The organism is Bradyrhizobium australiense, assembly GCF_013114825.1.
Taxonomy (GTDB): Bacteria; Pseudomonadota; Alphaproteobacteria; order Rhizobiales; family Xanthobacteraceae; genus Bradyrhizobium; species Bradyrhizobium australiense.
The window spans coordinates 347,411-366,214 of sequence record NZ_JAAVLX010000005.1 but is presented as its reverse complement, the minus strand read 5'-3'; the positions used below and the strand labels follow the sequence as shown (position 1 = coordinate 366,214).

Annotated in this window: 17 protein-coding genes and 1 pseudogene; all 18 read right to left on the bottom strand. The window is 59.0% G+C overall.

Going from position 1 to position 18,804, the window contains the following annotated elements; all coding sequences use genetic code 11:
• Positions 1–193: 193 nt before the first annotated feature.
• On the bottom strand, positions 194–1,240 hold the full coding sequence (hypE, locus tag HCN58_RS17920; RefSeq protein WP_171580714.1) for a hydrogenase expression/formation protein HypE: 1,047 nt from the start codon (positions 1,238–1,240) through the stop codon (positions 194–196).
• Positions 1,240–2,379, bottom strand: a complete 1,140-nt coding sequence (gene hypD / locus HCN58_RS17915; RefSeq protein WP_171580713.1) for a hydrogenase formation protein HypD — start codon at positions 2,377–2,379, stop codon at positions 1,240–1,242. The genes hypE and hypD overlap by 1 nt, the downstream gene beginning before the upstream one ends.
• Positions 2,376–2,612 carry a HypC/HybG/HupF family hydrogenase formation chaperone gene (locus HCN58_RS17910; RefSeq protein WP_171580712.1) on the bottom strand — a complete coding sequence of 79 codons (237 nt, stop codon included), beginning with the start codon at positions 2,610–2,612 and terminating at the stop codon, positions 2,376–2,378. The genes hypD and HCN58_RS17910 overlap by 4 nt, the downstream gene beginning before the upstream one ends.
• A complete protein-coding gene (hypF, locus tag HCN58_RS17905; RefSeq protein WP_171580711.1) occupies positions 2,612–4,879 on the bottom strand; it encodes a carbamoyltransferase HypF in 2,268 nt (755 codons plus the stop codon). The genes HCN58_RS17910 and hypF overlap by 1 nt, the downstream gene beginning before the upstream one ends.
• Positions 4,876–5,823: a hydrogenase nickel incorporation protein HypB gene (hypB, locus tag HCN58_RS17900; RefSeq protein ID WP_171580710.1), complete on the bottom strand. Its 948-nt coding sequence runs from the start codon at positions 5,821–5,823 to the stop codon at positions 4,876–4,878. Before hypB ends, hypF begins: the two co-directional genes overlap by 4 nt.
• The gene (hypA, locus tag HCN58_RS17895; RefSeq protein ID WP_171580709.1) at positions 5,823–6,164 is read right to left on the bottom strand and encodes a hydrogenase maturation nickel metallochaperone HypA; all 342 of its coding nucleotides are present in this window, start codon (positions 6,162–6,164) and stop codon (positions 5,823–5,825) included. The genes hypB and hypA overlap by 1 nt, the downstream gene beginning before the upstream one ends.
• Positions 6,157–7,251, bottom strand: coding sequence for a nickel-dependent hydrogenase large subunit (locus HCN58_RS17890; RefSeq protein WP_171580708.1), 1,095 nt, complete (start codon positions 7,249–7,251; stop codon positions 6,157–6,159). The genes hypA and HCN58_RS17890 overlap by 8 nt, the downstream gene beginning before the upstream one ends.
• On the bottom strand, positions 7,248–7,775 hold the full coding sequence (hybE, locus tag HCN58_RS17885) for a [NiFe]-hydrogenase assembly chaperone HybE (protein WP_171580707.1): 528 nt from the start codon (positions 7,773–7,775) through the stop codon (positions 7,248–7,250). Before hybE ends, HCN58_RS17890 begins: the two co-directional genes overlap by 4 nt.
• A complete protein-coding gene (locus tag HCN58_RS17880; protein ID WP_171580706.1) occupies positions 7,765–7,980 on the bottom strand; it encodes a rubredoxin in 216 nt (71 codons plus the stop codon). The genes hybE and HCN58_RS17880 overlap by 11 nt, the downstream gene beginning before the upstream one ends.
• Complete coding sequence (locus HCN58_RS17875) at positions 7,977–8,795, bottom strand: hydrogenase expression/formation protein (protein ID WP_235983691.1); 819 nt, start codon at positions 8,793–8,795, stop codon at positions 7,977–7,979. The genes HCN58_RS17880 and HCN58_RS17875 overlap by 4 nt, the downstream gene beginning before the upstream one ends.
• A gap of 427 nt (positions 8,796–9,222) precedes the next feature.
• A pseudogene (locus tag HCN58_RS17870) lies at positions 9,223–9,510 on the bottom strand (HypC/HybG/HupF family hydrogenase formation chaperone); the annotation flags it as partial.
• A gap of 16 nt (positions 9,511–9,526) precedes the next feature.
• A complete protein-coding gene (locus tag HCN58_RS17865; protein ID WP_171580846.1) occupies positions 9,527–10,111 on the bottom strand; it encodes a HyaD/HybD family hydrogenase maturation endopeptidase in 585 nt (194 codons plus the stop codon).
• Between the two features lie 12 nt (positions 10,112–10,123).
• Positions 10,124–10,855, bottom strand: a complete 732-nt coding sequence (gene cybH, locus HCN58_RS17860; protein WP_376701184.1) for a Ni/Fe-hydrogenase, b-type cytochrome subunit — start codon at positions 10,853–10,855, stop codon at positions 10,124–10,126.
• Between the two features lie 11 nt (positions 10,856–10,866).
• Positions 10,867–12,657, bottom strand: coding sequence for a nickel-dependent hydrogenase large subunit (locus HCN58_RS17855; protein ID WP_171580702.1), 1,791 nt, complete (start codon positions 12,655–12,657; stop codon positions 10,867–10,869).
• Positions 12,658–12,680: 23 nt separating this feature from the next.
• A complete protein-coding gene (locus HCN58_RS17850) occupies positions 12,681–13,772 on the bottom strand; it encodes a hydrogenase small subunit (protein ID WP_171580701.1) in 1,092 nt (363 codons plus the stop codon).
• Between the two features lie 457 nt (positions 13,773–14,229).
• Positions 14,230–14,760 (bottom strand): GNAT family N-acetyltransferase, encoded by a 531-nt coding sequence (locus tag HCN58_RS17845; RefSeq protein ID WP_171580700.1) that lies wholly within the window; start codon positions 14,758–14,760, stop codon positions 14,230–14,232.
• Between the two features lie 56 nt (positions 14,761–14,816).
• Positions 14,817–16,007, bottom strand: a complete 1,191-nt coding sequence (locus tag HCN58_RS17840) for a hypothetical protein (protein ID WP_171580699.1) — start codon at positions 16,005–16,007, stop codon at positions 14,817–14,819.
• 18 nt (positions 16,008–16,025) lie between these two features.
• Positions 16,026–17,501 (bottom strand): coproporphyrinogen-III oxidase family protein, encoded by a 1,476-nt coding sequence (locus HCN58_RS17835; RefSeq protein WP_171580698.1) that lies wholly within the window; start codon positions 17,499–17,501, stop codon positions 16,026–16,028.
• Positions 17,502–18,804: the final 1,303 nt, after the last annotated feature.

Sequence of the window (18,804 nt, the reverse complement as noted above, 5' to 3'; positions counted from 1 at the left end):
CGGAATTCATTACACGACTGATGTTGAAGCAGGGCTTGATGTTAAGGATTGACGTGTGGGCCGTTCCGCTTTCGAGTCCCATCCCGCATCGTCGGCTTGATTAGATGCGCTCGAAGCGAACGAGTGCTTCATGAGGAATCGCCCGGGCGATCTGCTCAAAGCAACAACGAAATTGCAGAAGTTGCTATTGTGCTCAACAGATCCGGGGTAATTGTTCGCCCAACAGCCAATCGACGATTCGCCCCCCGCCAAAGCTGGTTGACAGCTGCACAAACTGATGGCTGTCGGCTACGGCCTCGCCGATATCAGCGGCATCGCACCCGAGCGGATGCGCCCTCATAGCTGCAAGCACGGCATCGGCCATATCAGGCGCCACGATGGCAACGAGCTTGCCCTCGTTGGCGACATGTAGCGGATCAAGCCCAAGGAGTTCGCAGGCGGCGGCAACCGCCGGCTTCACCGGAATGGCCTCTTCCTGCAGACGGAACCCGAGGCCCGACTGATGCGCAATCTCGTTGAGCATCGCGGCAAGACCGCCGCGCGTGGGGTCGCGCATCACCCGGATGCTGCTGCCGCCCGCCGCAACCATTAGGGCTACGAGATCATGCAGCGCTGCGGAATCCGAGACGATCTCGGTCTCGAAAGCGAGATTCTGGCGCCTCGACATGATCGCCGCACCATGGTCGCCGAGACTGCCAGAGACCAGCACGCGGTCGCCGACCCTTGCCTTCTCCGCGGAGAGATCGAGCCCATCGGCCAAAACCCCGACCCCCGTCGTCGAGATGAACAGGCCGTCCGCCTTCCCGCGCTCGACGACTTTGGTGTCACCCGTGATGATGTAAACGCCGGCGGCGCGCGCGGCCTCGCCCATCGAATCCGCAATCGTCTTCAGATCCGAGAAGCGGAAGCCCTCCTCGATGATGAAAGTTGCCGATAGATAGAGCGGACGCGCGCCGCCCATCGCGACATCATTGATCGTGCCGTGCACCGCGAGCGATCCGATATTGCCGCCGGGAAAGAACAGCGGCGAAACGACATAGCCATCGGTCGTCATCACCATCCTGCCGGCGCCAACATCGAAGGCCGCCTGATCGTTGCCGCGGGCGAGCCATTCATTGCCGAAGGCTTCGTGAAACAGGCCGGAGATCAGCTGCGCCATGGCGCGTCCCCCGGCGCCATGGGACGGGTCGACCCGTCCGTTCTCGATGTCGAGCTTGCGTTGATAGACAGTTGCTCTCATCACGCCCGCCTCAACTGATAATCGCGAAACCGTCCATACGTCCAATGCGCGGCACAGGCGCCTTCCGATGAGACCATGCACGATCCTATCGGGATTTCCGGCGTGCAGACGGTTCCGAATAGCTTGCAGTCAACCGGCCTCTTCACGCCGCGCAGGATGGCCCCGCACTCGCACGCCGGATTATCGGCGACACGCACTTCGTGCATCGCGAAACGTTTCTCGGCGTCGAATTGAGCGTAAGCCTGCTTTAGCTTTAATCCGCTATGGGGTACGAGTCCGAGCCCGCGCCATTCGAACTGGTCACGCAATTCAAAGATATCCGACACCTCTTCCTGGGCGCGCCGATTGCCTTTCCGCGTCACCGCACGGCTGTATTGGTTCTCCACCTCATGTCGGCCTTCCTTCACCTGCCGCACCAGCATCAGGATCGCCTGCATCATGTCGAGCGGTTCAAATCCCGCGATCACGATCGGCTTGCCGAATTGTTCTGCGAGGACCTCGTAAGGCTCCGTGCCGATGATGGTGCTGACATGCGCAGGCCCGAGGAAGCCATCAATTTCGACCCGCCCGATATCGCGGATATCGGGATTCTCGAGAATGCTGTGCATCGCCGAGGGCGTCAGCACGTGATTGCAGAACACGCTGAACTTCTTCAGCCATTTCTTCTCGGCAAGCCGGATCATCACCGCCGTCGGCGGGGTCGTGGTCTCAAATCCAATGGCAAAAAAGACCACCTCCCGATTCGGTGCCTGTTCGGCGATTCTGATCGCATCGAGCGTCGAGTAGACCATCCGAATGTCGGCGCCAAACGCCTTGGCGCTCAGCAGGGCTTTTCCCTGCGAGCCGGGGATGCGCATCAGGTCGCCATAAACACAGAGAGTGATCTCCGGCCGCTCGGCGAGCCTGATCGCCATGTCGATCCGGCTGGCGGGCAGAACACAGACGGGACAACCCGGCCCATGGATCATGCGAACGTTCGCAGGCAATATATCCTCCAGGCCATAGCGGGAAATCGCATGCGTGTGTCCGCCGCAGAATTCCATGAACCGATATGCCCTTTGCGAATCGGCTTCGGCGCCAATCGCACGCACGAGCCCGTGCGCGATGGTCTTGTCGCGAAATTCGTCGGCATATTTCATGACTGGAGCTCCCGCCCCACGCTGCCTAGCTCCTTTAGGAGCTGCAGCGTGCGCTCGGCTTCCGCCGGGTCGATTCTAGCCAAGGCGTAGCCGACATGGACAAGGACGTAGTCTCCCACCGCGAGATCATCGATGAGCGCGATCGATATCTCCTTGCTGATGCCGTCGATGGACACGATGGCCATGTCATCGGGAAGAATTGTGGCGACCTCAGCCGGTACTGAGAGACACATCAGGCTGTTCCTTCCGGGGCTGACGGCCGTTGTGCAATCTGCAGAGCGGCGATCCAAGCTTGTCCGAGGCTTAAGCCACCGTCATTGGGCGGAACCTGCCGTGGCAGCAGCGGAGTGAGACTGGCCGCAATGCAGCCGCGCTGGATCTCATCCGCGAGTACCGCGTTCAGGAAGCAACCGCCGCTCAGAACGACGGTGGCAACGCCAGTTGCCCGCGCCGCGCGCGCGACCCAGTCAACGCAGGCAGCTGCGAACGTGCCATGAAATAGCCCGGCTCCCTCCGCGGCGCCAACGTTGTTTGCAATCAAATGCGCAAACAGCGGGCGAAAGGACAGCACGTCGCCATCGATCATCCAGCCCTCTTCAAGCACCGCAGTCCGCCCCACACATGCCTCGAGCTTCATCGCGGCTTCGCCCTCATAGCTCTGCAAAGTCGCGATCCCCAGCAGCGCCGCCGCTGCTTCGAACAGCCGGCCCGCGCTGGTCGTGGTCGCCACGCCGGGCTGATCGAGCAATGACCGCAGACGCTCGGCCTGCGGCTGTGCTGCGAAGCGCAGCCCGATTTCCTTTTTCCGCCCCAGCAAGTGAAATATTGCACTCGCCATGCGCCAAGGCTCGCGGGCTGCGCGATCTCCGCCGGGCATTTGCAACGGCGCGAGATGCCCGATTCGTCGAAATCCGGCGCCTTCGCACAACAATAGCTCGCCACCCCAGTTGCCGCCGTCGGAGCCATAACCATAGCCGTCGAGGAGAAGGGCGAGCGTAGGCCCCCCAAGGCCATGCTCCGCGATGGCGGCGGCAGCGTGCGCGTGGTGATGCTGGACAGCGACCAGCGCGCGGCCGCTCGCTTCCGCAAAGCGGGTGGTCGCCATGTTGGGATGCAGATCATGGGCAATGACGACAGGATCGATGTCGAGGGTCGATGTGAGGTGCCGGATGGTCTCCTCGAAGAAGCGGATGCCTTCAGCCGTATCGAGATCGCCGATGTGCTGGGAGACGAAGGCGTCCCTGCCCCGTGTGACCGTGATGGTCGATTTCAACGCGCCACCGACGGCGAGCACGGGCGGCACAGACCTCGCAAGCCGGATAGGTTCGGGAACATAGCCGCGGGCCCGACGAATGAATTGGCGCCGCCCCGCCACCACCGCCATTACCGAATCATCGGCGCGCGTCAGAATATCGCGATCATGGGTCACAATCAGATCGGCGATTCCCGCGAGCCGCCGCAGCGCCTCCGCGTTGTCGATCGGGAGCGGTTCGCCGCCGGGATTAGCACTGGTGCTGACAATGACCGGACCTTCAACCCGATGCCATGCACCTGTCGAACGAAGCGCATGGAAGATGAGGTGATGCAACGGGGCCGCCGGCAGCATCACGCCGACGCGCGACAGGCCAGGGGCTATCGCCGGCGCTAGATTGTTGCGCGACGGCAGGAGGACGATCGGACGGGCGACGGATTCGAGCAGTGGGAGCTCGGCGGCATTAGCCGCCGCAATCTCGCTGACCTGCTCTACGGAACCAACCATGACCGCGAACGGCTTCTGGTCGCGCTGCTTCCTCCTGCGCAAACGCTGCACGGCATCATGGTTGCGAGCGTCGCAAAGCAGCTGGTACCCGCCAATCCCCTTTATTGCGACGATTTGGCCGCCATCGATCCCCGCGGCAATGTCGTTGATCCCATGACTGAGCCGAGGACCGCATGTCGGACACGCAATCGCTTCCGCATGAAACCTGCGGCTCGCCGGATCGGCATATTCGCCCGCGCAGGCGGCACACATCGCAAAGTCCCCCATCGCCGTGTTGCGGCGATCGTAGGGAAGCCGTTCGGCGATGGTGTAGCGCGGGCCGCAATGAGAGCAGTTGATGAAGGGATAGAGGTAATGGCGGCTGTTCGGGTCGAACAACTCATCGAGACATTGCTGGCATGTCGCGGCATCGGCGACAATCCGCGTCGAGACCCTCCCGTGTTCGCTGGCGCGGATCGAGAAGTCTTTCGCCGCAAGCGCATCAATCTCCTGAACGGAGATGTGGTCGATCCGCGCCAATGGAGGGCTTTCGAGTGGCAAAGCGGCCACAAACTCGCACGTAAGGTCGCCCTCAACCTCGATGATCACGCCATCAGGATCATTGGCGACGAATCCGGCCAACCTATAGCGGGTAGCGAGACCATAAATATACGGACGAAAGCCGACACCCTGCACGGCGCCACTGACGCGCACCCGCAGCCGCGTTCCGCCCCGGATGATGGCGTCGCTGCTCGCGCTCATCGCAATGCGTCACCGACGGGACGCCTCTGATTCCCAGCCTGCTTCCGGATCCAGGCGTAGAGCGCGGCAAAGCCCTCGCCCGTACGCGCCGAAACCGTCAGCACCTCAATGTTCGGATTGACGCGTCTCGCATATTCGATGGTCTTGGCTAAATCGAAGTCGATCACCGGCACCAGATCAATCTTGTTGATCAGCATCAGCGACGATGCGGCGAACATATCCGGATATTTGAGCGGCTTGTCTTCACCATCGGCGGTCGAGAACACCACGATCTTGCAGGCCTCGCCGAGATCGAACGCCGCGGGACAAACTAGATTCCCGACATTCTCGATGAAGAGAATACCGCCCTTAAGCGGCGGCAAGCGACGATAAGCCTCACCGACCATCGCAGCATCGAGATGGCAGCCCTTGCCAGTATTGATCTGGATTGCGGGCACGCCGGTGGCGCGAATGCGATCAGCATCGTTCGAGGTCTGCTGGTCTCCCTCGATGACACCAACCGGGCGGCTATCCTTCAGTTCGGAGACGGTGCGGACGAGCAGCGCGGTTTTGCCGGCGCCCGGACTGGAAACAAGATTGAATACGAGCAGGTCATCTGTCAGGAAGCGCGCGCGGTTGTTGGCGGCGATCCTATTGTTCTTGCCAAGGATGTCGCGCTCGATCCGAATGGTTCGCTCGCTGCTCATACCCACGATCTTCAAGCCGGCCGGATCGGCACCGCAATCCACAAGCGCCCCTCCGCCCAGAGCATGCTGATGGCTATGATCATGATGGTGATAATGGCCGTGGTGATGGTTGTGAGACTCATGCACGTTTTGACCGCTATGCACATGATCACGGTGGTGACCGTAGTGTTCATGGTGATGGCCCTGGGTTTGCTCACTTTGCGCGTCGGCACGTTCGGTGGAGGGTGTTCTTTCGCTACAGCCACATACGGTACACATCAATCGACCTCCAGCTCTTTCACCCGCATCTCTTCGCCCCCGGTCGCCTGCAGCTGATAGCTGCCGCAGCAGGGACACGGCTCATCGCGGTGCGCAATCTCAACGCTCCTCGAACAGGCAAAGCACCAGGCGACGCCAGGCAATTCGACGACCTCAATGACCGCGCCATCCGCGATGGTCCGCGCGGCAACGGCCGCAAAGCAGAACCTCATCGCTTCGGGAGCGACATGGCTCAGCGCCCCGATCTCCAGACATACGGTCTTCACCCTGGAAAACGATCGCCGGCGCGCCTCCTCCTCAACGATCTCGACGATGCCCTCACAAAGCGCCATTTCATGCATCGCCAATTTCGCGAAAATTGAGAGTGAACCCGACGCAAGGGTCGAAGGATGCGACCATCGCGCGAACCGCACGCTGTCCCCGTGGTTTCGCGGCCAGCACCGCGCCTTGCAGGCTGCGGACAAGCGGTCCGCGCGCGTGGAAATTCCACTCGGTCGGGGCAATAACTTCGAAGCGCGACATCTGCCGCTGGCGATCAAGCTCAACCGCGTGATAGAGACGTCCCCTGGCGCATTCGACCGCGGCCGCACCACGGCCCGGCCCCAGCCTGTAACTTTCGACGATCCCATGCTCCGCTGTTTCAACACGAGCACCGAGGCGAAGCCAAGCGTGCAGCCGCGCGATTTCCGCAATCCTCGCCTTCAGCCGCTCGGCCGGCCCCGACCGGCCTAGCGTGATCTGATCACGCATCATTTGGCGTGCCCACGCACCTGTCTCGGGAATGCGGCCCTCAAGGTCGGGACAACGGCAAAATCCTGCATCATCCACGAGCCGTTCAATGACGTCGCGGTCGTCGGCAACGGACAAAAACGAGTGCTGCATCGGCGTTGGGTTCAACGCGTCTTCCTCGAGAGCCACGACGCGAAGCGCTAGTGGGGTACCGAGCCTCGGCGCACCGTCTTCGTTCGTTATGCCAAGCGCCGCCAGCGCAATCGCAACCCGCGCTATTGCCTCGCGTCGAACTTGGCCGCAGCTGGGCTCTGCGCTGCTGAGAAGCGCCGATACACCCTGCATCAGGGCGCGGATCGCTGCGGCGCTGGTAGCATCCAGCGGGAAATGCCCGACAAACAGGCCCCGCAGCAATTCCGTCAGCCGCTCGCCAACGACCATGGCGATACGATGCTGCCGCGTCGCAAGGCTGATGCCTTCGCCGCGCGCCGCCTCGATCGCGGACAGGAATGCCACCTGGTGCGCGGCGGCACACAACGAGAAGATTCGCGGTAGCACATTGAGCAACGAAGCGGGCGGCTTGCCGGCGAACAGCCGCCCCAGTGGCGGCCGGGCGCGCGGCAGAATCTCGACCGCGGCAATTGCGTCGCGAGCAACCGATACGGTAACATCGATCTGGTTGCGGATGGCGAGGCTCATGCGCGCCGCTCAGTCTGTACACCGCGCAAGAAAGTCCGGCGGTCGATCGGACTGATATTTGGCGCATCGGGCCCATGTGACGCCGCGCGATTGGCCGGCGACATCAGCGCCGCGAGCACTGCTTCGGCGCTGGCGCGCGCGGACGCCATATCCTCGAACTCAAACATCGGCGAGAACAGTGAGTACCTCGCGATCGAGCCCACGGGCGCCAGCTCGCTGACGGTGAATTCGATGTCGCCGGCCGGAAATCGCAAGCGCAGGTTCGTGCCCGGAGAAGATTGCGAAGTGCCGTCACGCATGCGTGTGACCACGTTCATGAACCAAGGCGTGACCATCATGCCGACGACCCTGCCCTCACGCTCGCGAAAGCCGATGGCTTCGACGCTCAAGGCCTCGTTGAAGATCGGCAGGTCGCGCATGCTGCGATCGGCGATATCCCGATAGACTGCCGCGAGCATCTCGCCCCACGCCGACGCATCGGCGTGCACGCTCCTGCGGGGATGCTGTTCGCGGTCAGAAATCATCTTCAATCGCCATGAACTTCGATTTGGGCGCATTGAAATTTGCGACAACGCCATTGTCGGGCAACCCGGCGAAAGGCATTCCCGCTGCAATCTGCGTCGCCTCATCCCCCTCAGCCAGGTCGTAACCGATCCAACAAATGCCGCACTTCATGCGCGCGCCGTTTGCAATATCCTTCCGGACGCCAAAATTCTCGAAGCTCGTCATTCGACGTAAGCTTTGATGATTTCTTGCAGGCGTTCGGCGGAATCCCAGAAATCTTCCTCGGCGGCCAAGGCAGCCATTGGCACGCCGCCGACCTCCAGCGTATCCAGAATGATGGTGTCCATGGCATTGAAGAACTGCACCGACCAGACGTTCCGGATGCCCGTCGCAAGCACTCGGCAAGTCCCGTAGCCGCGCGAGATGAGCTGGATCGGACCATTTCCGACGCTTTGCTGCAAAAACGCCTGGTCGACCGCGCTCATCGGCAGCAGGGTGAAGTTGATGATCTGCGGGCGCATGCCCGGCCGCCAGGCCAGTGCCCGCTCGCGGATTTCCGCGAGCACCGGCAGCACGTTCATCGCGCCGTCGGGTGCCGCGCCGATCATGAGATCGCTCGATGTCAGGTCGGTTGCGGCGCGCCGCACGATCTCCGGGATCGCACCGACCTCGACATATTCGTGTGCGGCGTCGGTCTCGATGCGCACGCGCCAGATTCCCGCAAGTACCGATTCCTGGATTTGCGCCACGCGGCCACCTGGCAGCGCAACGACGCCGGCGAGATCGCCCTCCCCAAGCACGTCCACAATCAGCCTGCGCTCGAGATCGCTGAGATTCCCGAGCCCGAACAGCTGCGTCGGCATGTCGCTCTTCTGGCCAGAAACGGCAGCCGCGACGGAAGACAACAGCGCGATGGCATTCGGACAGTTCCTCGCCAGCTCGATGCCATTGAGCGAAGCGAGCTTCGCGAGCGCACCCGCAGCTGTTAGCCTGCTATGGGCTGCGTCGAGACTTTCCGCGGCGATTGGAAACACGCTCATCGGCGGCCGCATTTTCTCGGCGCTATCGGGTGCGACCCGGAAACCTGTTTCATGATACGACGTTCCGTTGGTCTGCTGAGGGATAATGCCTGTGTCCGCGGACGCGCCATTGGCGCCCGCGGCTTCCAAATGCGGTGGGTAGAGATTTCCGGATCTTGGTGATCATGCCGAGTGTCTTTCGCCGGAGCCGCGTCAGATCATGTTTCCCGAGCTGAAAGTCCATCAGCCGCCTCTCTGATAGTCCATGTGTATGGACGAGGTGTAGCAAGGCACGTGCCAAAATCATTGTTCTTTCGCGATTGCATACCCGCTCGGATCAGCACCCACTCGGCAATATTCCATATGAAGCTTGTTTCGGCTGCAAATTTGGTTTCCGTTGATATTGGCGAAGATGGGCAGGCAATGTCGCGGAGGCGGCACCCGGCTGGCGCAGGTGCTCGGGCAGTTGCGGCTCTTGACCGATCAAGTCCGCAAAGACCCGATCGCAATCGTGGTCATTGAGGGCCGCATAAAGGCCCTCAAGCGCGTCGGCGATTAGCCGCGCTTCGTCGTCTTCCAAGAGCCGCACCGCGGTATCGATATGGACAAGCACCTTGGCACCGACGGGCGGCTCGGAGAGCAGCATGACTGAGACGCGCCGCTGTTCATTGGCATATTCGCAAAGCGCCGACATGCCGTCGGTCTCAATAATCGTCATTGGCAAGCCAAGGCACATGGTAATCTGCGAGCCGCTAGATCGGCCGCGCCCTCCTCTCATAATTTGCATGGTCAATATCGTTCGCGAGCAGACGCTCCGACTCCGGTAGCGGCGTGGTGCGCAACTTTGCCGGAGAACCCCACTGCGCCAGCAGTTCGCAAGCCAGTTCGATCGCAGGCGCAATCTGAGTGCGCACCGGATCCGTCAGCGGCCCGCCCCAATCCTCCAGATCAAGTGGCTGACAGCCGATTAGAGCGAGTTCTTGCGGGCAGCGGCCAAGCAGGTCGGCCGCACTTAAGACCTCCTGGAAACCGGTCTGATGCAGGCTCACCTTCTTGGCTCCGGTGAATTTCGGCACCTCCTCGTCTCGCACGAGCTTCAAGTGCCCGGGCGCGAGCCCATAATCGATGGCATCGAACACGATCAGGCAATCGGCCTCCTCGAGAAAATTGACGAGGTAGAGCCCCTGCGTGCCGCCGTCGAGCATGGTGACATTGTCAGGGAAGGCGTAGCGGCGGTGGAACTGCTCCACCACCCGCACGCCGAACCCCTCATCGGCCCGCAGGATATTGCCGATGCCGAGCATCAGGATCCGTTTCGTGTTCTCCGGAGTTGGCATCTGCATCGTCAATCAATCGCGGAATTCGCGCTCGCCAGAAATGATCGAGGAGACGATGCTCTGGCGCGACACGATGTCTTCGCGAACCGCTGTATAGATGTGGATGAGCGCAAACGTCACGATCATCCACAGGCCGAGATGATGCCAGGTGTGGACGTCCTGGCTGTTCGGCCAAATCGAAAACACCCAGCCGAACAGCTTGTACTGCCAGCTGTCGTTGCCGGTGCCCTGTGCGTAGAGTGCAAAGCCGGTGACGATCATGAACGCGATCGCCAGCGTAAACATGAAGAACATCGCAAGCTGGGCCAGCGGATTGTGCGCGACGTATTTCTTTGGCTCGGCCGCAACGAAAGCGTACCAGCGAATCTCGTGCCACACCTCGCGCCAATAGCTCTTGCGCCAGAGCGGCACGTAGAAAATCTGCTTAGCGTGGGGGTTGCCCATGAACGCCCAGTAAATGCGCAAGAGGAAGCCGAGCGTGAGCACGTAGCCTGCGAAGAAATGCGCAAAACGGATATAGCCGAACAGGAAATTGTCGCTTGCCTCTCCTGGCATGGTCGGTATCGCGCTGCCGATGAAATATCCGCTGAGACCCAACACCAGGATTGCCGCGGCGTTGATCCAATGCCAAAGCCGCACCGGCGCCTCGTAGACATAGACGACGCCGCGCTCGGCGCTGCGGCCGGAGCGTACCGCAACGGCCGCGACAGCGGCGGTTAGCGCTTGCGGAGATTTGTCCAACAATGCCTCCTCCCCTAGCGGACCTTGACCATTGCCATTTCCTGGCCACCCGGCCCCATCACATGGGTGGAGCAGGCCAGGCATGGATCAAAGGAATGGATCGTGCGCAGGATTTCCAGCGGCTTCTCCGGATCAGCGATCGGCGTATCCATCAGCGAGGCCTCAAACGCACCGATATTTCGCTTTGGATCACGCGGCGAGCCGTTCCATGTCGTCGGCACAACGCACTGGTAGTTGTCGATCTTGGTCTCCTTGATCTTGATCCAGTGCCCGAGCGCACCACGCGGCGCCTCGGTAAAACCGTATCCCTTGGCTTCCTTCGGCCAGCTCTCCGGCTTCCATTTATCGACGTTGGCGGTAGCGGTGTCACCCGCTTTGATATTCGCCATAAGCTTGTCCTGGAAATGGCGCATCTGGTGCGCGGCCCATTGGCATTCGAGCGCACGCGTCGCAGTGCGGCCGAGCGTCGAGAAGAGTGCAGCGAAGGGAAGATCGAGTGTCTTCAGCAGCTTCTCGGTCGGTTCCTTGAACTCCGCTTTGCCTTGGGCGTGACCTATGATGTATCGCGCCAGCGGTCCCACCTCGACGGCGTTGCCGCGAAAACGAGGCGCCTTGATCCAGGAATATTTGCCGCCTTCGTCGAGCTCCTTGATGTCGGTCCTGGTGCCTTTGAAATTGGGCCCGAGCTGGAAGTTCGGCTCGGTGACACCATCCCAGGGATGCAGACCCCTCGTTTCATCAGGATATTTGTACCAGGAATGGGCGACGAACTCCTGGATCTGCTCGGGATCGCCGTGATCGATCGGCAGGACTTCGCTGAAATTGCCATTGAGGATCACGCCGCGCGGCTGCTTGAGGTTTTTCGCGGAATAATCATTGGCTTTCTCGGGAATGTCGCCATAGGACATTACGCTCTTACCCGAGAGACCGCCGCCAAAGAGCCAATCCTTGTAGTAGGAGCCAATCACGGTAACGTCGGGCAGATAAACCTGCTCGACGAATTCGATCGAACGGCCAATGATCGAGGATACCAGGTTCAGCCGCTCCATATTGATGGCGCCCACCGCACCGGTACCATCAACATTGACGGCACAGGCCACGCCACTGACCAGCCAGTTCGGATGCGGGTTCTTGCCGCCATAGATGGCGTGGATCTTGACGACGTCCTTTTGGAAATCGAGCGCTTCCAGGTAATGCGCCAAGACCATCAGGTTCGCTTCCGGCGGAAGCTTATAGGCCGGATGCCCCCAATAAGCATTCTTAAAAGGGCCGAGCTGGCCCGATTCAACGAACTTGGTGAGCCTGATCTGCAGATGCTTGAAATAGCCTGGCGATGATAGAGGCCAGGAGGAGACCGATTGCGCCAACGCAGAGGTCGCCTTGGGATCGGCCTTAAGGGCAGAAATCACGTCGACCCAATCCAACGCGTGCAGGTGATAGAAGTGCACAAGATGATCATGCACCTGCAGGCAGAGCTGCATGATATTGCGGATCGAATTAGCATTCTCGGGAATGATGATGCCCAGCGCGTTCTCCACCGACCGCACCGAGGTGAGCGCATGCGTGCCAGTGCAGACGCCGCAAATCCGCTCGGTGAACGCCCAGGCATCGCGAGGATCGCGTCCACGCAAGATCGTCTCGATGCCGCGCCACATAGTTCCGGATGAGACCGCGTTGCGGATCACATTGTCGGAATCGAGATTGACCTCGACGCGGAGGTGGCCTTCGACCCGGGTCAGCGGATCGACGACAATGCGTTTGCCGGAATTGTCGAGCTTGAACCCATTGGATGTCTGGGCGCCCATCGTTGTCTCTTCCCTGAATTCGATTATTTTTCCTGAGCTACCCGGCCTGGATTACGGGTCAGCCGCTTCGCGGCCGTGACCGCCGCGTGCGCGGCAACGGCTAGGCCGACCGCGCCGGCAGCGGCCATGCCGATCTGATCGGCGTTGGCCTCGATGCCGAATTGCCTGATGGTCGTCAGTCGATCGTAAAATGAGCCCTTGTCCCAGAAGCCGTCTTCGGAGCAGCCGAAACAGCCGTGGCCGGATTGGATCGGGAAGGAAACGCCGCCGTTCCACCGAACGGCCGAGCAGGCGTTGTAGGTGGTCGGCCCTTTGCAGCCCATCTTGTAGAGGCAATAGCCCTTGCGCGCGGACTCGTCGTCCCACCCCTCGACAAACTGGCCGGCGTCGAAATGGGGACGCCTATAGCACTTGTCGTGGATGCGCTGGGAATAGAACATCTTTGGACGCCCTTGGCGGTCGAGCTCGGGAAGCTTTCCGAACGTGGTGATGAAGGTCACCAAGGCGGTCATGACCTCTGCGATGGGCGGGCAGCCCGGCACCTTGATGATCGGTTTGTTCGTAATCACTTTATCGATCGGCGTCGCCCAAGTCGGGTTGGGCTTGGCCGCTTGCACGCAACCCCAGGCCGCACAAGTCCCCCAAGCGATGATCGCCATGGAATCTTCCGCCATCGCCCTGAGCTTTTCGACGAACGGCTTGCCGCCATCAATGCAGAACATGCCGCCTTCGTTCAGCGGCGCATTGCCTTCAATGGCAAGCACATATTCGCCCTTGTACTTGGCGCGGATCTCCTCGATGATGGCTTCGGCTTGGTGTCCTGCCGCCGCCATGATCAGGGCGTCATAATCGAGCGAGATCATCGACAGCACCACGTCTTTGACCAGCGGATGGGCCGAGCGGATAAAGCTTTCCGAACAGCACGTGCATTCGAGCCCGTGCATCCAGATCACGGGCACACGCGGCTTTGTCTCCAGCGCGTTGGCAATCTCGCTTGCCGCGAGCGGACCGAGCCCGAGGCTCGTTGCCGTCAAACTGCAGAATTTGTGGAAACTGCGACGCGTGATACCCTGACGTCTGATCACGCCGTAAAACGTTTCCGCTCCCCCGCCCATAAATTCTTCCCCGAGATCTACAATCGACGACTTGCCGACGCTCGGGTAGCAAGAAGCAGGCCAACACCACACGTGAAACACTTGAGAGATACGAAGCCGTTTCCAGAAGAAACGCTCAAATTAGTCACGTAAGGGCGATGAGAGCCGGGGAAACCGGAACGCATTCAATCAGAAAGCGGCAAGTAAGCTGTCGGCTATAGCTCGGTGACTTTGCGATCAGTCCGCCGTACACATCACGCAGGGCCTAACGAACGACGATATTCTGGTCGAAGCGTATGCATGGCCAAGTCGCTGTTCGACGCTATCTAATAGCCAAACATCACCTCGATGGGGCATCGCCACGTCTTTACTCGTCGAGCTCACCTTCCGCGCGTCCCGACGCGCTTTTCTTGGTCGTCGCGCGCCGCAATTCAGCGCCTCCCCTTCTTCAGCCTTTCACCAAACTGGTCCCTCAGCACTAGACTGGATTATCCAGGCTCACAATGTCCTCGATCACGTCAGGTGGTCCATCCCGGCCCGTGAGCCGCTTATCGTAGAAGATCACTGCATATCCGTGCAACATCCCTTCCTTGCGGCGAACGTAGCCAGCCGTCTCATAAAGTCTTTGAGCCCCTACTTGGATCTTTGTCGTGTCGAGAATTATCCGCTTAAATCCTAGAGAGCCGGCTCGCGATTCCAATTTACTAAGAATCCTCCTCCCAAGCCCTCGTCGTTGAAAGGCGGGATCGACCCGCATCCGCTTCAACTCTGCGACATCACCGTCAACAGGTTTCAATCCTCCCATGGCAACGAGTCGGGAACCAATATGCGCAACCACGAAGTCTCCGCCTGACGCGATGTATACTTCTCCAACGTTGCGTAAATCATCCTCCCACGCTCCTTCCGGGCCACGCACACCAACACTCTCCGATGCGCTTCTATGCATATGCCATACATCATCAGTATCCCCCGATTCAAACCGACGGAAGATCACCTCGTCTTGAGACATCGAACATCACCTTTCGACCGGTGTCGGACGCCGCACATCTGGCGCATACCGTCAGCTTACGGACGCGCCGCCGTTAACAGCCGCTGTGATAGAACAGCCTCAACACTTTCCGACGCCTCAACTCCGACAATTGGACGCCCCGGTTCAATCGTATATTTTAAAGCAGTAATACGGTGCATCCGGGTAAACTGATCCAGCGCATAAACACAAGACGCGCGCAGCTTTCCGATTTCAGGGCCGTGGCGTTCCATGACGGGCGAAATGGTTGCAGACCTAGGAAACTCCGCTTTCCCTTCTAGCCAAGTTGGCGTGAGCTCCGCGCTTCTATTGCCCGGTGACAACCAGCGGAACACCTCGTGAATGCATACCTGCGGATAGTATTCGGACAGCCGATATATATCCCTATAAAATTGCGGTTTCTGTTGGAAGAGTTCTTCACCGGCCAGTAGCACCGAGACCGCCACGATGCGGGCAGAGAACCGGCCGCTCGGGCCAAGCCTGTTCTTGTAAGGATTTTTTCCGTAGAACACACGAAATTGGCCGAATAGGTCAGGCGACATATGCTCATAAAAGCGCGTCAGAACACAATTTGCTGATTCAAGGCGCTCCAAGCATACCGCAAGACATTGACGAGCGTCCGCGTCAGCACCGTCACGCAACTCAAGTAGAGCATCGATTGCTAGCTGTAGCTCGCTCTCAATGAGTTGGTGACCCAAACAAAAATCTCGCTCTTCGACCCCAGCCGCGCCGAGGCAATATACGCGTGGATCGCTCTGTACCGGGTTCGCAAGAATCATATCTTCATACGAGAGGACCTCAATGCTAGGCTGCCGATGACCACTTAAGCGAGCAAGACGGCTCAGTTCCTCTCCCACCGTCAACTCGGCTTCCACCGGATGAAGACCGGCAAACGCTGACATCTGATAAGCACAGTTGACGAGATAGTGGATGTCGGTCTTAGCGATCGCGAAGTCGGGCTGCGGCAGATTCAGCAGCTGTACGTCATAGTCAGTCGACGCAATCATCGCATTAATGCTTCGTCCAAGAGCCTTGATCCCTTCATCTGGCCGTTTACTACCTTTGATCTCGGCAATGCAGTGCGGCAGCTGATCGGCTACAAAATTGCTGACAAGCCCAAGCGGGCGTTTTCGCTGCCCGCGATCAATGCTGTCGGTCAGATGAGAAAATATCTTCTGCGCCTGATAGGGCGGCGGCTCCGGCGTGGAAAAGAATAAGCTAGCGACCATTGACGAGCGCGCCCGATTTCATCGAAAGACAGCTTGCATTTCTGCACTTGACCCGTATCTTGCAGCCGGCGAGTAGTCGTGTTTTTCGAGCAGATCGGTTCGCTTGTCTGTTATCCTGCTATCGTTGTACGCGACCCGCTCAAGCACATTGTCGGAGAAAAATTGCAGCGATACAGCGCCCGAGTTGATATTACCGGCGGCAGTTAATGACAGCACGCCATCGTTTGAGATGCAGACGAGACCCGCCTCCCTTAAGATTTCCAGCTCGCGGCAAAAGTACTTTTCAACCGATACTCCAAATTCCCGCTCGAAGCGGGAAAGCAACACTCCGCTGCTTCGTAAGGCAAACATTAACGTTCGGCGCATGAGGTCGTCCTGCGACAGTACAACCCCCTTCCACACTGGCTTCTCGCCTGCCTCAACCCTAGAAAGGTAGCGATCTAAATCTGCCTCGTTATAGAACTGGCACTGGCTCATGTAACCAAATCCGCCAACCCCAAATGGGACAAGATTATTGTCATTCCAGGAATCGTACTTACGGCGCTGTTGAACGGAGTGTGGCTGCGACCTCTTAGTCCAATAGAAAATCGGCCCGTGGCGATAGCCGAGTTTCGTGAGGATGTGTTCTGCCATAAAGTGCATTATGATGCGCTCTTTAGCCCCGGCGAATTGATATCGCCCTCTAGCCAAATGGCGGGCTACGGGGTCAGTCGATTTAAACATCAATGGGAATACATTGAACTTCTCTATGCCCATGTCCAATAGGCCGATAATCGAGTCGTACCAGCTCCGGAGCGTTTGCTGCGGCAGTCCATACATGAGGTCAAGCGACAGATTCTCAACGCCCATCTCATTCAGCAGTTTTACGATTTGTATCACCTCCTCCACACCGTGCCCGCGGTTCAATATGCGCAAAATACTTCGATCTAGACTTTGAACGCCAAGCACGAAGCGGTTTACCCCACCTCTAAGCAGAGTGGATATGCGATCCGCAGCGTCCGCATGCTTCACAAGAGAGGGATGCAATTCGAAACTTACTTCGGCCCTCGATAAATCAAAGCGCTGATTAGTCATATCAAATAGTGTTTTGAGTTGATGGTTGGTCAAAAACGAGGGAGTGCCACCTCCAAAGAAAGCAGTCTCAACATCTCTGCCAGCAAGCGCCGCATCTGACCAACTCATCTCTTTATTCAAAGCCGCCAAATAACGTTCCACTCGCTCGGAAGATGGATTGATTTCCTTGGCGAAGTGGCAAAAGGTGCAATACTGATTACAGAAGGGGATGTGGAAATAGAGGTCAATTGACGACGCGACCTTATTCAACAACCTTTCGGCATCCAGGTCCCCCATTGCCTTGAGAGGCGGATAGGTGCCGACGAGATAATCGTTGTACGTACCAAGGTGCAAGTTTCGCGATCTCAACATGTCTAGGTTAATCTCGTACGAACGGTCGATCGCGAATTCCAGGGCCTCGGAATAGCTTGGCGCGTTCATGCTTGGGGTTCCTTAGTTTTCGTGTTTAGGCAAGCCGCGATGGCAGCTGCGGCCACGTCCCATAAATTTCTTCTTTGGCTCGTTACTGAAGCAGCACATCTCGATCAGCGACCTGCATTCGCCTCCCACTCGACCCAGATCAGATCGCACGTCGCGATGCGCACGGCGAGACGCGCGGGATGACTACAGATTGTCGAGGACAGGCAGGTGTCGCGGCCAACGCGAATAGTCTTCGTGCGTTACGAAACCTGACGGCACTCAGTGCGGCGTCTCTGTCGTTGATTTGGGTCAATCGAGTAAGCTTCATCTAGCTCCTGCCCCAACGACTGGAAGAGCGGCATGGTCGTGCGGATCCTTTACCATCTCCCAGCAATCGACGTGCCACCAAGCACGTTTGTGCGGGCCTTGCTTGAAGAGTGAAAACATGTGCTTGGCGCCGCGGCGACGGAATACTTGCGCCTCGGCGTCGGTTTTCGAACATACGCGTCTTCAACCGGACACGTCTGAATACGACACCACCATCGTAGCATCCATCGATTTCGCAACCGTTTCGATGCGCGTGTCGATCCTGCCCTGAACCGGTTCGGGCCAGAACTGCTTGAAGTGGGCATGACAGCGATAAAGAAGCCCGTAATACGGCGGTGCCAGGGTTTTGGGCTGTTGCCGGCTCTGGCGGCATTTTCCAACTTTCCGGAGCTCCGTGGGCAGTTGGCGAATGGCCTTGGGAATAGTATGACCCCCTGACTTCAGGGGTGTGAGATCAAATGCAAGATCTCTAAGCGGGCCTTATACTCGCCACAGTAAAGAAGCCCGGTCCCTCTCGGCGGCCGAGCGGGAAGCCAGCCTCGGAGGAGCGACGCGGCTACACATCGCACCAGCTTCCGTCGGCAGAGGGATGGTGCCGACGGTTCATTTGCGGCGAGGCGTTCGCCATTAGCTTTGGCCACGGGAAGGCCGATATCCGTTCCAAACGAAATCTAGCTCGCTTCCTTCTCGAAACAAGATCGAAGGAATTCAGCCCAACGTTCGCGTCAACAATGCCTCAGTTTTTCCCTTCACGTAATCTTATGACGGTCGTCAAAGACCATGCTTCGCCGATAAACCCCACGGAAACGGATATTCGGCAATACTTCACCTACTGACTGATCCTGATCCACGACGGAAATGACGTCGAGTATGTGTGCCAATCTGCGCCAAACTGCCAACGACTTCGCCTGCATCTTCCCGATGATCTTGACTGCGATAACGTTCGATCCTGTTGACCACCTTGCAGAAGCATTCGAGACCTGCATTCGGCTGCTCC

Coding starts and splice junctions, on each gene's coding strand:
- hypE (WP_171580714.1), bottom strand. CDS start 1,240: ATGAGAGCAACTGTCTATCAACGCAAGCTCGACATCGAGAACGGACGG.
- hypD (WP_171580713.1), bottom strand. CDS start 2,379: ATGAAATATGCCGACGAATTTCGCGACAAGACCATCGCGCACGGGCTC.
- HCN58_RS17910 (WP_171580712.1), bottom strand. CDS start 2,612: ATGTGTCTCTCAGTACCGGCTGAGGTCGCCACAATTCTTCCCGATGAC.
- hypF (WP_171580711.1), bottom strand. CDS start 4,879: ATGAGCGCGAGCAGCGACGCCATCATCCGGGGCGGAACGCGGCTGCGG.
- hypB (WP_171580710.1), bottom strand. CDS start 5,823: ATGTGTACCGTATGTGGCTGTAGCGAAAGAACACCCTCCACCGAACGT.
- hypA (WP_171580709.1), bottom strand. CDS start 6,164: ATGCATGAAATGGCGCTTTGTGAGGGCATCGTCGAGATCGTTGAGGAG.
- HCN58_RS17890 (WP_171580708.1), bottom strand. CDS start 7,251: ATGAGCCTCGCCATCCGCAACCAGATCGATGTTACCGTATCGGTTGCT.
- hybE (WP_171580707.1), bottom strand. CDS start 7,775: ATGATTTCTGACCGCGAACAGCATCCCCGCAGGAGCGTGCACGCCGAT.
- HCN58_RS17880 (WP_171580706.1), bottom strand. CDS start 7,980: ATGACGAGCTTCGAGAATTTTGGCGTCCGGAAGGATATTGCAAACGGC.
- HCN58_RS17875 (WP_235983691.1), bottom strand. CDS start 8,795: ATGAGCGTGTTTCCAATCGCCGCGGAAAGTCTCGACGCAGCCCATAGC.
- HCN58_RS17865 (WP_171580846.1), bottom strand. CDS start 10,111: ATGCCAACTCCGGAGAACACGAAACGGATCCTGATGCTCGGCATCGGC.
- HCN58_RS17855 (WP_171580702.1), bottom strand. CDS start 12,657: ATGGGCGCCCAGACATCCAATGGGTTCAAGCTCGACAATTCCGGCAAA.
- HCN58_RS17850 (WP_171580701.1), bottom strand. CDS start 13,772: ATGGGCGGGGGAGCGGAAACGTTTTACGGCGTGATCAGACGTCAGGGT.
- HCN58_RS17845 (WP_171580700.1), bottom strand. CDS start 14,760: ATGTCTCAAGACGAGGTGATCTTCCGTCGGTTTGAATCGGGGGATACT.
- HCN58_RS17840 (WP_171580699.1), bottom strand. CDS start 16,007: ATGGTCGCTAGCTTATTCTTTTCCACGCCGGAGCCGCCGCCCTATCAG.
- HCN58_RS17835 (WP_171580698.1), bottom strand. CDS start 17,501: ATGAACGCGCCAAGCTATTCCGAGGCCCTGGAATTCGCGATCGACCGT.